The 12,666-nt window shown below is 69.8% G+C and carries 11 protein-coding genes; 3 read left to right on the forward strand and 8 right to left on the reverse strand.

Features of this window, described 5'->3' with window-relative positions; all coding sequences use genetic code 11:
• The first annotated feature begins 133 nt into the window (after positions 1 to 133).
• The gene (locus DEU34_RS13370) at positions 134 to 1,228 is read left to right on the forward strand and encodes an ROK family protein (protein ID WP_183042487.1); all 1,095 of its coding nucleotides are present in this window, start codon (positions 134 to 136) and stop codon (positions 1,226 to 1,228) included.
• 13 nt (positions 1,229 to 1,241) lie between these two features.
• On the opposite strand, the gene DEU34_RS13375 is transcribed toward DEU34_RS13370, so the two are convergent.
• A complete protein-coding gene (locus DEU34_RS13375) occupies positions 1,242 to 1,988 on the reverse strand; it encodes an SDR family NAD(P)-dependent oxidoreductase (RefSeq protein ID WP_121151579.1) in 747 nt (248 codons plus the stop codon).
• Between the two features lie 2 nt (positions 1,989 to 1,990).
• The gene (locus DEU34_RS13380) at positions 1,991 to 2,827 is read right to left on the reverse strand and encodes a fumarylacetoacetate hydrolase family protein (protein ID WP_121151044.1); all 837 of its coding nucleotides are present in this window, start codon (positions 2,825 to 2,827) and stop codon (positions 1,991 to 1,993) included.
• 110 nt (positions 2,828 to 2,937) lie between these two features.
• On the opposite strand from DEU34_RS13380, the gene DEU34_RS13385 reads away from it, so the two are divergent.
• Together DEU34_RS13385 and DEU34_RS13390 are read left to right on the forward strand one after the other, a co-directional pair.
• Positions 2,938 to 4,236, forward strand: a complete 1,299-nt coding sequence (locus tag DEU34_RS13385; protein WP_121151045.1) for an enolase C-terminal domain-like protein — start codon at positions 2,938 to 2,940, stop codon at positions 4,234 to 4,236.
• Positions 4,233 to 5,174, forward strand: coding sequence for an aldo/keto reductase (locus DEU34_RS13390; RefSeq protein WP_121151047.1), 942 nt, complete (start codon positions 4,233 to 4,235; stop codon positions 5,172 to 5,174). The genes DEU34_RS13385 and DEU34_RS13390 overlap by 4 nt, the downstream gene beginning before the upstream one ends.
• A 9-nt stretch (positions 5,175 to 5,183) precedes the next feature.
• On the opposite strand, the gene DEU34_RS13395 is transcribed toward DEU34_RS13390, so the two are convergent.
• The 6 genes from DEU34_RS13395 to lanKC form a co-directional block, all read right to left on the reverse strand.
• Positions 5,184 to 6,014 (reverse strand): amidohydrolase, encoded by an 831-nt coding sequence (locus DEU34_RS13395; RefSeq protein WP_121151049.1) that lies wholly within the window; start codon positions 6,012 to 6,014, stop codon positions 5,184 to 5,186.
• Positions 6,007 to 6,354 carry an L-rhamnose mutarotase gene (locus tag DEU34_RS13400; protein ID WP_121151051.1) on the reverse strand — a complete coding sequence of 116 codons (348 nt, stop codon included), beginning with the start codon at positions 6,352 to 6,354 and terminating at the stop codon, positions 6,007 to 6,009. The genes DEU34_RS13395 and DEU34_RS13400 overlap by 8 nt, the downstream gene beginning before the upstream one ends.
• On the reverse strand, positions 6,354 to 7,025 hold the full coding sequence (locus tag DEU34_RS13405) for a FadR/GntR family transcriptional regulator (protein ID WP_121151053.1): 672 nt from the start codon (positions 7,023 to 7,025) through the stop codon (positions 6,354 to 6,356). Before DEU34_RS13405 ends, DEU34_RS13400 begins: the two co-directional genes overlap by 1 nt.
• 42 nt (positions 7,026 to 7,067) lie before the next feature.
• Positions 7,068 to 8,249, reverse strand: coding sequence for an N-acetylglucosamine-6-phosphate deacetylase (locus tag DEU34_RS13410; RefSeq protein ID WP_259460163.1), 1,182 nt, complete (start codon positions 8,247 to 8,249; stop codon positions 7,068 to 7,070).
• Complete coding sequence (locus DEU34_RS13415; protein WP_121151055.1) at positions 8,234 to 9,007, reverse strand: glucosamine-6-phosphate deaminase; 774 nt, start codon at positions 9,005 to 9,007, stop codon at positions 8,234 to 8,236. Before DEU34_RS13415 ends, DEU34_RS13410 begins: the two co-directional genes overlap by 16 nt.
• Positions 9,008 to 9,977: 970 nt before the next feature.
• Positions 9,978 to 12,575 carry a class III lanthionine synthetase LanKC gene (gene lanKC / locus DEU34_RS13420; RefSeq protein WP_121151057.1) on the reverse strand — a complete coding sequence of 866 codons (2,598 nt, stop codon included), beginning with the start codon at positions 12,573 to 12,575 and terminating at the stop codon, positions 9,978 to 9,980.
• Between the last annotated feature and the right edge of the window lie 91 nt (positions 12,576 to 12,666).

A 12,666-nucleotide genomic window follows, 5' to 3' on the forward strand; every position in this document is an offset into this window, starting at 1 on the left:
TGAGAGCACAAACCGCCGGTGCGTCGAGACGGGCCGGCGCCGCTCCTGGGGGAGCGCTCCTCGATATGCTTGCGACGCGGGAGCTCCGCCACGGAGCCGACGAGCTCAGCGGCAAGGAACGCCAAGGATGAGAATGATTCCGCACAGCCAGAACACGAAGCTCCTGCCCAGCGATACCCGCAGGCACAATCGCAGCCTCGTGCTGCGGACGCTCTACGGGGCATCGGATATCAGCCGCGCCGACGTGGCCCGCATCACCAGCCTGTCGCGGATCACCTCGTCGGAATTGGTCAACGGTCTCGTCGAAGACGGGCTCGTGTACGAGGTGGGGGCCCGGGATTCCTCCGGGCGCCCGGGTAAGCCGGCCACCCTCCTGCGGATCAATCCCCGGGCGTTCAACGTCGTGGGCGTCGACCTGAGCGACCCGCAACGGCTGACGACGGCGCTCGTCTCCATCGATGGAGACACGCTGCATCAGAGCGTGCTGCCGGGTGAGCTGCGCGGCGACGCCGCCTTCTCGGCCATCGTCAACGCCGTCGCGACCCTCAAGGGCAAGAGCACCGCGCCGCTGTCGGCCATCGCCATCGGCACGCCGGGAGTGGTCAACGAGGAGGGCACGGTCGTCGAGGCGAACAACCTGGACTGGCGCTCTTTCCCGCTCGCGCGCCGGGTCCGGGAGCGGTTCGATGTGCCCACGCTGGTCTACAACGACGCGAATGCCGCGATCATGGCGGAGCACGATGCCGGCGCCGGCGCGAATCTGATCCTCGTCCGCATCGGGATCGGTCTCGGCGCAGCCTGTCTCATCAATGGCGAGCTCGTCCTGGGCGCGAACTTCGCCTCGGGCGAACTCGGTCAGCTCCGGATCGACGACCGGGGCGGTGCTCGCCTGGAGTCGGTGGTGCGGACGCTCATCGAAGACGCTCTGGCTGCGCTGTCACGGGGCGACGACGACGCGGCACGGAAGGCCCAGACGGAGATCGGGGCGCTCCTCGGGCGCAGCCTGGCCCCGGTCATCAGTGTGCTGGATGTGCCGGAGCTCGTCATCGACGCCCGCGCCGGACTGGACGCGGCCGTCATCGGCGACAGCGTCTCCCGCGAGATCAAGCAGCACCTCGCTCTGGACTCGCGTCGGACCCTCGAGATCCGGGGGAGTTCCTTCGGTGAAGGAGCCGTCATCCGCGGGGTGGTGGCGCGAGCCATCGCCCATTCCCTGGACTGGGCGTAACCGCCGACCGGCGTCAGCGAGCGCGCAATCGCAGGGACGCCATCCCGCCGTCGACGGCCAGATTCACACCGGTGGTCGACGTGCTGGCCGGGCCCGCGAGGTAGGCCACCGCATCGGCGACCTCGTCGGGGCTCACCAGGCGTCCGTGCGGTTGCCGCGCGTTCAGCGCGGCGCGCTCAGCGTCGGGGTCGGCGGCGGAATCGAGGAGACGGGAGACCCAGGGGGTATCCGCAGTGCCCGGGCTCACCGCGTTGACCCGGATCCCGTCGCCGATGTGGTCGGCGGCCATCTGCAAGGTGAGGGAGAGGACCGCCCCCTTGCTGGCTCCGTACAGAGCGCGCTGGGGGAGTCCGGTGGTCGCGGCGATGGAGGCCATGTTGACGATGGCGGCGGCGGACGACTGCCGCAGCCAGGGCAGCGCCGCCCGCGAGACGCGGACGAGCCCGAGGACGTTGACGTCGAAGACGCGGTGCCATTCGTCGTCGGTGTTGTCGCCGATGTCGCCTTGCGAGCCGATGCCCGCGTTGTTCACGACGACGTCGATGCCACCGGCGGTGGCCGCGAACGACGTCACCGCGTCCTGGACGGAGGCGTCGTCGGTGATGTCGACCGCGAAGAAGTCGGGGTCCGTCGATGCCGGAGCGTTGCGGTCGAACACCGCGACGCGAGCGCCGTCGGTGCGCAGTCTCGCGACGATGGCGGCCCCGATGCCGGACGAGCCGCCCGTCACGATGGCGTTGAGCCCACGGAAAGTCGCCACGGTCACACCATCTCCTGTCGCTGCCGTCCGAGTCCGTCGATCTCGACTTCGACGACGTCGCCCGGCTGGAGGTAGGGGAACCGTCCGGAGAGGGCGACGCCCTCGGGGGTTCCCGTGAGGATGAGGTCACCGGGTTCGAGAACCATGTACTGCGACAGCTCGTGGACGATCTCTGCCACCCCGAAGATGAGGTCGGCGGTCGAGGAGTCCTGGCGGGGTTCGCCGTTGACCCAGCTGCGAAGACGCAGGTTCTTCACATCGACCTCGTCGGCGGAGACCAGCCACGGACCGACCGGGGAGAATCCCGCTGCGGACTTGCCCTTCCCCCATTGCCCGCCGGATACCTCCAGCTGCCACGCGCGTTCGGACAGGTCGTTCGCCAGAACGTAACCCGCCACGTGTGCCATGGCCTCGGCCTCGTCGGCGAGGTAGCTGGCGCGCCGACCGATCACGACGCCCAGCTCGACCTCCCAGTCGGTCTTCTCGCTCCGGCGCGGAATGGCGACGTCGTCGTCCGGGCCGCCGAGCGTATTGGGAGTCTTCATGAACACGACCATGTGCTCGGGGGGGAGCGACCCGGACTCGGCGGCGTGGGCGGCGTAATTCATGCCGATGCAGATGATGGCGGACGGACGCGCGATGGGGGCGCCTCGCCGCTTGCCGGCTGCGTCGAAGGTGGGGAGCGCGCCGGCTTCGAGAGCGGTTCTCACCGGATCGGCGCCGTCGGCGAGGAAGTCGCCGGTGATATCCGCGGTGAGGGAGGACAGGTCGTAGAACGTCTCTCCCTCGACGAGGACAGGTGTCTCCCGTCCTTTGTCACCGATACGCGCGAACCGCATGTCATCCTCCGAACATCTGAGCTGTGAGCCTCACAAACTCGCATTCCGCTGAGAATATCAGGTTTGACCCTCCATACATCCGATGTTTAGATGGCGACAGGAAGGACTCCATGACTCTCATCACCTCCATCGACACCGCCGACATCCGCTTCCCCACTTCGCTGTCCTTGGATGGTTCGGACGCGATGAACCCCGACCCCGACTACTCCGCGGCCTACGTCGTCGTGCGCACCGATGCGCCCGATGGCCATGAAGGGCACGCCTTCGCCTTCACGATCGGGCGAGGCAACGATGTTCAGGTCGGCGCGATCGCGGCATTGGCGCCGCACCTCGTCGGACGGGACGTCGAGGAACTGCTGGCCGATATGGGAGCCGCGTCGGACCTGCTCACACGGGACTCGCAGTTGCGATGGCTGGGACCGGAGAAGGGCGTCATGCACATGGCGATCGGTGCCGTGGTCAACGCTCTGTGGGATCTGAAGGCGAAGCGCGCGGGCCTGCCGCTCTGGCAGCTCCTGTCTCGGATGACGCCGGACGAGATCGCCGATCTGGTGGACTACCGGTACCTGACGGACGCCCTCACCCGCGACGAGGCACTGGAGATCCTGCGCGCGGCAGAACCCGGGCGCCGGGAGCGGGAGGCCGAGTTGCTTCGCCTCGGATACCCCGCTTACACCACGACGCCGGGATGGCTCGGATACTCCGACGAGAAGCTCGCGCGGCTCTGCCGTGAGGCCATACGGGACGGGTACCCGCAGATCAAACTGAAGGTCGGCGCCGATCTCGACGATGACGTGCGGCGGCTCCGCGTCGCCCGCGAGGTGTGCGGACCGGGGTATCCCATCGCCATCGACGCGAACCAGCGGTGGGACGTCGGCACGGCCATCGACTGGATCCAGGCCCTCGCCCCCTTCGATCTCGCCTGGGTGGAGGAGCCGACCAGCCCCGACGACATCCTGGGTCATGCCGCGATCGCCCGGGCCATCGCGCCCATCCCCGTGGCGACGGGCGAGCACGCCCACAACAGGGTCATGTTCAAGCAGTTCCTCCAGGCGCACGGACTGCAGGTCATGCAGATCGACGCTGCCCGTGTGGGCGGGGTGAACGAGAACATCGCCCACCTGCTCCTCGCGGCGAAGTTCGGGGTTCCGGTCTGCCCCCACGCGGGCGGCGTCGGTCTGTGTGAGGCCGTGCAACACCTGTCGATGTTCGATTACGTGGCCGTGTCCGCGACCATGGAACAGCGCATGATCGAGTACGTGGACCACCTTCACGAGCACTTCGTCACCCCGACCGATGTGCGCAACGGCAGATATCACCCGCCCACCGCGCCGGGCGCGGGGACGGAGATGACGGCGGCGACCCTCGCGGAGTACCTCACCGATCGCGACCCCGTGGTGGCTTCGTGAACGATCGGCTGGGGTACGGCGCAGCATCCATCGGCAATCTGTACCGCCCCGTCTCCGAAGACGCGGCGGTCGCGGTGCTCGATGCGGCCTGGGGCGGCGGGGTGCGCTCCTTCGACACGGCTCCGCACTACGGCCTCGGCCTGTCGGAACGCAGACTGGGCGCGTTCCTCGCGACGAAGCCGCGGGAGCAGTACCGGATCTCGACCAAGGTGGGCCGCCTCCTCGTGCCGAACCCTCATTTCCGGGGAGGGCAGGACACCGAGGGCTTCTCCGTACCGGACGACGTGGTGCGAAAGTACGACCCGACCGCCGACGGCATCGCGCGTAGTCTCGACGCATCTCTCGCCCGCCTCGGCCTCGACCGTGTCGACAGGCTCTTCCTCCACGATCCCGACGTCTACGACCTGGATGCGGGGATACGGGAGGGGCTGCCGGCGCTCGCCGCATTGCGCGACCAGGGCATCGTCGTCGAGGTGGGCGTCGGCGTCAACAGCGTCGACGCGGCTCTCCGCGCCGTCCGCGAATCCGACATCGACGTGGTCATGATCGCGGGTCGGTACACCCTGCTCGAACAGCCCGCCGCAGAGCACCTGCTCCCGGAAGCCGCTGAACGCGGTGTGCGCATCGTGGCCGCTGCGGTGTTCAATTCCGGGCTCCTCGCCTCGGCCGAGCCCGAGACCGCGCATTACGACTACGGTGAGGTCCCCGGCGAGATCGCGGAGCGGGCCCGTGAGCTCGCGCGGACATGCCGTCGGTACGGGGTCGCACTCCCCGCGGCGGCCCTGCAGTACCCGCTGCGCCACCCCGCGGTGCGGACCGTCGTCGTCGGCACGAGCCGCGCATCCGCGATGACGGAGAACATCGCCCATATGGCCGCCGACATCCCCGAGGCTCTCTGGTCGGAGCTGCAGGAGCGCGGGCTCATCCCCGAGGTCTGAGCGGAGCGGTCACCGGAGCGCGTAGATCTTCTCGGCGGTCGCTCCGAAGATCCACCGGGCGTCGTGCGCCTCCGCGGCAGACGCCACGGTATCGGCCCAGCGCGATGTCGAGGAGCCGCCGGGCCCGCGCGCGCTGACCGGCCAATCGCTGCCGAACATCGACCGTTCCGCGCCGAAGAGATCGAGCGACGCCCGGAGGAAGTCCGGCGCGTGGCGGCTCACCGACTCCGTCGACGACCCCTCGGCCGGCATCCCCGAGAGCTTCACCGCGACCGTGGGGATCGCGGCGAGCTCGGCCAGGGCCGCGAACCACGCCCGTCCGCTCCCGCTTGCGAGACCGTCGTCGACGGGAGGCTTGCCGGCGTGATCCAGGATGACGTTCACGGCGGGCAGCCCGTCGAGCGCACGGGCGAGGGCGGACAGCTGCGTCCAGTGCACGCACGCGTCGAAGGTCAGGCTCCGCTGCTCCAGGATCGCGAAGGCGCCCGACAGGCCGCCCTCATCCGTCACGTGCGTGTCGCCCTCCAGCACGAACCGCACCCCCCGCAGTCGGGGGATGCGAGAGAGGTCGTCGAGCTGACGGGCGACGTCGCGACGGGTCAGGTCGAGGTGCGCGACGATCCCCACCAGCCCGGGCCAGTCGAGCGCGTCCACCCACTCCGCTTCCGTCTGAGCGAGCCTGCCCTGCGGGTCGGCCTCCACGAACACCCACTCGTCCACCCTTCCGCCACCGTCGTCGATGTCGTCGGGGAGGTGGGGACGGTTCAAGTGCGGCGCCCCGTCCAGCCACGGATAGCGCAGCATCCGGGGATCCCAGACGTGGACGTGCGCGTCAAGCATCGCCGCGGGGAGTGCGCGAGACCTGTGCGGCCAGACGCCACACCTCCTGCAAGGGCGCGTACCCGTCTTCGCCGTCCGAGCCTCGGAAGAGTTCGACGTAGCGCCCGATCCTCTCCTGCCATGCGACATTGGCGGGGTCCGGCCCGAGCTCCGCGTTCGCGGCGTCCCAATCGTCGCAGTCGACCAGGTGGAAGAGCCGTCGACCGGAGCGCCAGATGGTCCAGTCGTTGATGCCGACCCTCGTGAACGTCCGAACGAGGTCGGACGGAATGGTGGCGTGCGCCTCGAGATAGCCGGGCACCTCGCCCTCGCGGATCTCCGAGTGAAGGGCGACGAGCATCAGCGGGCCTTCCTCAGCCAGTGTTCGACGCCGGAGATGTGGGCGACCATGAGCGCCTGCGCGAGGCCGGCGTCGCCGCGTCGCAGTGCCTCGAGGATGCTTCGGTGCTCGTCGATGGTGCGCGTGACCGCCCCGTCTTCGGTGATGCCGCGCCAGACACGTGCGCGCAGGGTCGCCCCCGAGAGCGAATCGAGCAGACTCGTCAGGTAGGCGTTGCCCGCGCAGGCGACGATGCGGTGGTGGAAGTCGATGTCGTGCTCGACGAGCTCTTCGATACCGGCGTCGAGGCGTACGGCGTCCACGGCCGCGGCGATGTCGTCGGCCTGCTGCGCGGAGATGGCGGCGGCCGCCAGGGCGGCGGCCTGGGGCTCGAGCATGCGACGCACCGCGAAGATCTCCAGCACCGAGTCGTCCTGGTGGAGGTCCACGACGAACGACATCGCCTCGAGAAGCAGGCGCGGTTCGAGACTGGTCACGTAGGTGCCGTCGCCGCGGCGAACGTCCAGCACGCGGATGACCTCGAGCGCCTTGACGGCCTCGCGGAGGGAACTGCGGGAGAGCCCGAGCGTCTCGCTCAGTTCCTTCTCGGGAGGAAGGCGGCTGCCGGGCCCCAGTGCTCCCGAGACGATCATCTCTTTGATGCGGAGGATCGCTTCATCCGTCACGGCCATGCTGTCACTGTACCCATACATCTGATGTCTAATCTCGGCGGCCTACGCGAGCGAGGGGTCACGCCGGTCGGAGACGACCGATCCCTCGGCGACCACCAGCCGGGGGCTCCAATCATCCCCGAGGACCAGGAAGTCGGCGCGCGCACCCACCGCGAGCCGACCGAGGTCCCGGCGGCCGAGCAGGGTCGCGGGCACCAGCGTGAGAGCGGCGACCGCCACGACCGGGTCGATGCGGAGATCCTCGACGGCGCGGCGGAGCGCGGCGTCCTGCGTCAGTGTCGAGCCCGCGAGGGTGTCTGTCCCCGCGAGCCGTGCGACACCTCCGCGCAATTCCACGTCGAGTGCGCCCAGCCGGTAGTCGCCGTCGACGCATCCGGTGGCGGCCATGGCGTCTGTGACGAGGGCCACTCGTCCCGGGGCGAGCCGGAACAGTCCGGCCGATAGCGAGTCGTGGACGTGGACGCCGTCCGCGATGAGTTCGAGGACGGCCCCGGCGTCGACCGCCGCCATGACCGGGCCGGGTGCCCGGTGGAGAACCGGCGGCATGGCGTTGAACGCGTGGGTGAGCGCTCTCGCGCCCCGTCCGAATGCCGCCAGGGCGGTGGCGTAATCCGCCTCGGTGTGGCCGAGGGCGACGACGACATCGTGCGCCTGGTAGACGTCCTGGGCGTCTTCCGACCCGGGGCGCTCGGGCGCGATCGTGACCATGCGCAGCGTTCCCCTCGCCGCGTCCACCTGACGGGAGACGAGATCGACGGCAGGATCGGTCAGTACGGCCGGATCGTGCGCTCCGCGTCGCGCCGGGGAGAGGAACGGCCCCTCGAGGTGGGATCCGAGGACGAGGGGGTCCTGGTCGGCGAGCTGCGCGATGCGCTGCAGTGCGCGGGCCTGGTTCTGCGCGGACCCCGACACCACACTGAGGACGGAACGGGTCGTTCCGTGACGCCGGTGGTGGTCGAGCGCTGCGAGAGGCGAGACGTCGTCGTCGTAGGAGACCCCTGCCGCACCGTGGCCGTGCAGGTCGATGAAGCCCGGCGTGACGTTCGCTCCGCGTGCGTCGATGGCGCGCATCCCGTCGTACCGCAAGGCGCGCCAGTCGTCACCGCTTCCGATGTCGACGATCGCGGGACCCTCGGTGCGGAACCACCCTTCCCGGCGACCGTCCGCGTCGAGGAGGACGGCGTCATGGACGATGAAACCGCGGGCGCTCACAGCACCTGCCACCGGGGCTTGTTCTCGTAGGCGTGGCGGTAGTAGTCGGCGTGGGCGAGTCGCGATGCCGCGGCCTCGTCGACGAAGACGGTCACGCTCGGGTGGAGTTGGATGATCGATCCCGGGACGGCGGCCGTCACCGGCCCCTCCACCGCAGCGGCGATCGCGGCCGCCTTGCCCTCTCCGAAAGCGAGCAGGATGAGGTGGCGCGCTCGGGAGATCGTCCCCAGGCCCTGGGTGACGCAGTGGCGGGGGACGTCGTCGGGCGAGTCGAAGAACCGCGCGTTGTCCTGGCGCGTCTGTTCCGTCAACGTCTTCACCCGCGTTCGGCTGGCCAGACTCGACCCGGGTTCGTTGAAGCCGACGTGACCGTCGGTTCCTATCCCGAGGATCTGCACCTCGATGCCGCCCGCATCGGCGATCTCGCGCTCGTAACGCTCCCCGGCGCTTTCGAGACCCTCGTGCGAGCCATCGGGAACATGCACCTTCTCCGTGTTCAGGCCGAGAGGGTGGACGAGCTCGCGGTCGAGCACGGCCCGGTAGCTCTCCGGGTGACCGGCGGGGAGGCCGACGTATTCGTCGAGCGCGAAGGCCCGGACGCCGGACAGATCGTGGTCTCGAGCGGCGATGGCCCGGTAGGTGCTGAGGGGTGTCGACCCCGTCGCAACGCCCCAGGTCGGGGTTGTGGCACGGCTCAACCGCCGGAGGACGGCATCGGCGGCGAGGTCGCCGGCGGCCTCCGCATCGGCGACGATCACGATCTCGGCCACGGGATACCTCGATTCTCGGGGGGATTGTGCACCCGCGAGTCTACCGAGACATCAGATGTATGAGCGGTTCTGAGTTGCAGAGAGGAAGACTGTCGTGTTCACTACCCCGGGGGCGAGACCGGGTGGAAGGCCCTCTGCACCGGTATCCGGCCCCCCCGCCGCCGTGGGCGGCTCGCAGATCGTGCGCGCGTGCGATCTCTGAGCTGCCCACGATGGCGGGACAGCCATCCGATCTTCAGTCCGTGGGATGCCCGGACCCCTTCTACCCGAAAGAAGGGGTCCGGGTCACGCACAACTCCCACGATGTGCGCGAGCGGGATTCTGAGTCCCGCTCCTGAGAGAGGATCTGCACGGCGCCGTCGACCGCACGACGAGCGAGTCGTCGATGACGGTCAGGTCGGCCATGCTTTCTCCTCGAGACCTTGGCGTACCCCCCCACGTGGACCCGCCACGGACGTTGACGAGCTCGGACCTCGGGCTGGAGGTCCGAGCTCGATAAACGGGTCGAGGTCCGCAGTCACGACTCCGTCCACCACGCACGTTAGATCAGAGGCGGTGCTGGATGCACGTCCCCCGAACAGGGGACAAGCCGGTCTCATCACTGTTCGCGTAGTGCCGAACAGAACACGGTGGGCGGGCGAGGGGCCCCGCGATACAAGGGAAGTCGCCCGATGCCGGCCCGCTCGCTTCCGCCGGACGGTCGCGCGCCGCATCCGCTCGCCCGCTGCGGATTGCCGCCGGAAGTTCATACATATGAGTGACGGCCCACGATCGGGGGGAGTGGGTCGCCTCGCGACTGCACTCCCCCCGACCTCGAACCGACGTCTATGTCAGCAGATCGACGCCGATGCCGTGCTCACGCAGACGCTGGCACTGAAGGTGCTGGCGAACTGTGTTCCCCGCCCTTCGCCCGACGCGTCGTCGAGCGTCTGGAGTGACAACAGATATCCCATGGATCTCACCTCCCTCGTTACGAAGGGCGCCGCCGGAGCGAGCGCATCTCGATATCGCGGGGGGAGATCAGATACGGCAGACCCAGAAGCACAGGAGTCTCGCCGCGGAGGTAGGCGCGGTAGGCCACCAGCGCCGTGAGCACTCCGGCCGACCCGGTGGCGAGGTCGCAGGATGCGCGCAGCAGCCCGTCGCCGGCGTAGCGGATGCCGTCGGGGGAGGAGAGGGAGTGCAGGGACAGCTGAGCGACATGTCGGTGCAGGGCCTCTGTCGACACGGCGTCGGAGCGTCCGACGGCCTCGAGCAGGAGGAGGAAGTGGATGAGGCCGGCACGCCCCTGCACGAGACCGGATTGGATCGCGAACGGCGCTGACGCGGCGCGCACGATGCCGTCGAGCGACTCGAGATGGTGTTCGCTCTCGCCGAGGTGGGCGAGAGCGAGGGCGATCACCGCGCCGACGCCCGCCGACCCGTGACCCAGGTAGGGGAGCACACGCCAGCCCTCGTTCACCTGCAGCGATGCGTCGGTCGACCGGACCAGCGAGGCCATGTCGTAGGCCAGGGCGTCCTTCGCGAGTCGGAGGTGGCGCACGTCGCCCGTGCGTTCGTACAGGCGCAGCGCGAAGAGCGCGGTGCCCGTCGCGCCGCGCAGCAGCCCCCCGCGGCCGGTGGCGACGCGGGTCTGCGGTGCGGCGTCGGCGAGACGATCGCGCAGATCGTCGGCGATGCGCACCGCCGCATCGAGCATCGCCGGGCTCTCGTCGCTCTCGGCGAGAAACGCCAGACCCACGCCCGGCAGGCCCGAGGAGAGGTCGCTGCCGAGCCCGCTCAGTTCATCGGCGGCGAGCCACGCCGTCGCCCGTTGCGCCGCGGAGCGATCGCCGAGCAGCCGGAACGCCCACGCCGACCCGGCCGTGCCGTCCATCAGCCCCGCGCGCGGCGCCTGCTCGCGGGCGAGAGCGCGCTCGACCCAGGCCCGCTCGAGAGCGAGGTCGTCGTGACCGGCCAGCCGCAGAGCGCTCATGACGCCGAGCGCCCCGTGCGCGACGCTGGTCGCAGGCTCCGCGAACTGTGCGGGATCGCCCGGCCACAGGCGGTCGTCCCGCCCGAGATCGAGGTCGGCGCGCAGCGCGGCGGCGACCTCGTCGATCGTGCGCGACAGCGCAGCATCCGTCGTCGTGGCAGGGTCGTGGATGCTGCGCGGAGCCCGCTCGCGATCGTGCGGGGTCAATGCCCCCGCCGATCGCTCGACCCACGCGGGTTCGAGGGAGAACTCCGTCGCTGCCGCGGAGATCAGCTGCGCGGCCTTCGCGGGATCGAGTGGGAGGAGAGCGGTGAGCGGGACGAACACGAAGAGGTCGATGCAGGCGAGCGCGTAGAGATCGCGTGCGGTTCCGCTTCGGCCGTCGGGCGGCACGAAACCGGGCACGCCGATGCCCGCCGAATCCGGTGCCGAGACGTCCCGTGCCATTTCGAGGTCGATGAGCACGACGGAATCGTCGGGCCGCACCATCACGTTGCCGGGATGGAGGTCGCCGTGAACGAAGCCGGCGGCGTGCAGCTGCGAGATCGCGCGCCGCACCGCGGCGGTCACGGTGAGCGCCCACTCGCGGTACTCCGCTCGCGACGCCGCGTCGTCGCCGGTCCGCACGAGCGGGTGTCGGGCGACGACGGCCGCATTCAGAGGCGTGCCGTCGATGCGCTCCATGGCGAGGAAGCGGTGGCCGTGCGCCTCGAAGACATCGACGACGTCGGGGGTGGGAAGGCTCGCGAGCTCGCGCAGCACGCGCTCCTCGTCGCGGAGCCGGGTCACCGCGTCGCGGCCGTCGGGGGTGCGCCCGGTATGGGGGCGGGCCTCTTTCACGATGACGGGCGCGCCGCCGACCATGGCCTCGTAGACACCGCCGGCGTTCGAATGGTGCAGCGCCCCCGTGATGGTCGGCAGGCCCGCCGGTGGTGTCAGGTCGAGGGCGTTCAGCTGCTCTCGGAGGAAGCCCGGCATCTGCACCCAGGCAGGCACGTGGAACGCCGCCGACCGCACGTCGGGCTGCCATCGCCCGGTGTCGAGATCACGGACCGCGAGGACGGGCACGCCGTCGGTCGTCGCCCAGCGCTTCACGAAGGCGCCGTACCGGACGAACAGCGGACCCTCGCGCCACCGCAGGTCGGAGAGGATGTAGGGCGCCGGGGCTCCCCCCAGTCGCCCGTCGAGCTCCGCGAGCGCCTCGCGCAGGGCCCGCTCGTCGGGCGGATACACGGTGAGGAACTTCCCCGCGGAAGACCGGTCGGCGTCCTTGCCGAGCGATCGCTCGAGCTGGCCCTGGTCGACGAGGAACTTGAACGCGATCCCGCGGCGGTGACAGAACGCGGCGACCTCGCGCAGCATCCGGTCGGCCGTCTCGATCGTCGCGCCGACGTGCATCTTCCACCCCTGCTCGGGGAGGACGGAGTCTCGGGGGCGCCAGAACGACCACGGCCGCTCGACGAGGTGGGCCCACCCGCTCCAGTCGAGATCGGCCGGCACGACGAAGAATCGACCGGTCGCCGCGACCGCTCGGGACGGTGCGTCGTAGAACTGTGGATGGGCGTTCGCGAACGCCGAATAGTTGGTGTCCACAAGCCCCCCTCGTCACCGTGAACCCCGCGCAGGTCAGTCTGCGATCACGGTCCCATCGAAGGACAGGCGGCGGATCGGCCGCCAGGGCGGC

The sequence above is a fragment of the Microbacterium sp. AG1240 genome (genome assembly GCF_003635115.1).
Lineage (GTDB): Bacteria > Actinomycetota > Actinomycetes > Actinomycetales > Microbacteriaceae > Microbacterium.

What these genes read in the sequence shown, in the direction of transcription:
- DEU34_RS13370 (WP_183042487.1), top strand. Translation starts at nt 134, where the DNA reads ATGATTCCGCACAGCCAGAACACGAAGCTCCTGCCCAGCGATACCCGC.
- DEU34_RS13380 (WP_121151044.1), bottom strand. Translation starts at nt 2,827, where the DNA reads ATGCGGTTCGCGCGTATCGGTGACAAAGGACGGGAGACACCTGTCCTC.
- DEU34_RS13385 (WP_121151045.1), top strand. Translation starts at nt 2,938, where the DNA reads ATGACTCTCATCACCTCCATCGACACCGCCGACATCCGCTTCCCCACT.
- DEU34_RS13395 (WP_121151049.1), bottom strand. Translation starts at nt 6,014, where the DNA reads ATGCTTGACGCGCACGTCCACGTCTGGGATCCCCGGATGCTGCGCTAT.
- DEU34_RS13400 (WP_121151051.1), bottom strand. Translation starts at nt 6,354, where the DNA reads ATGCTCGTCGCCCTTCACTCGGAGATCCGCGAGGGCGAGGTGCCCGGC.
- DEU34_RS13405 (WP_121151053.1), bottom strand. Translation starts at nt 7,025, where the DNA reads ATGGCCGTGACGGATGAAGCGATCCTCCGCATCAAAGAGATGATCGTC.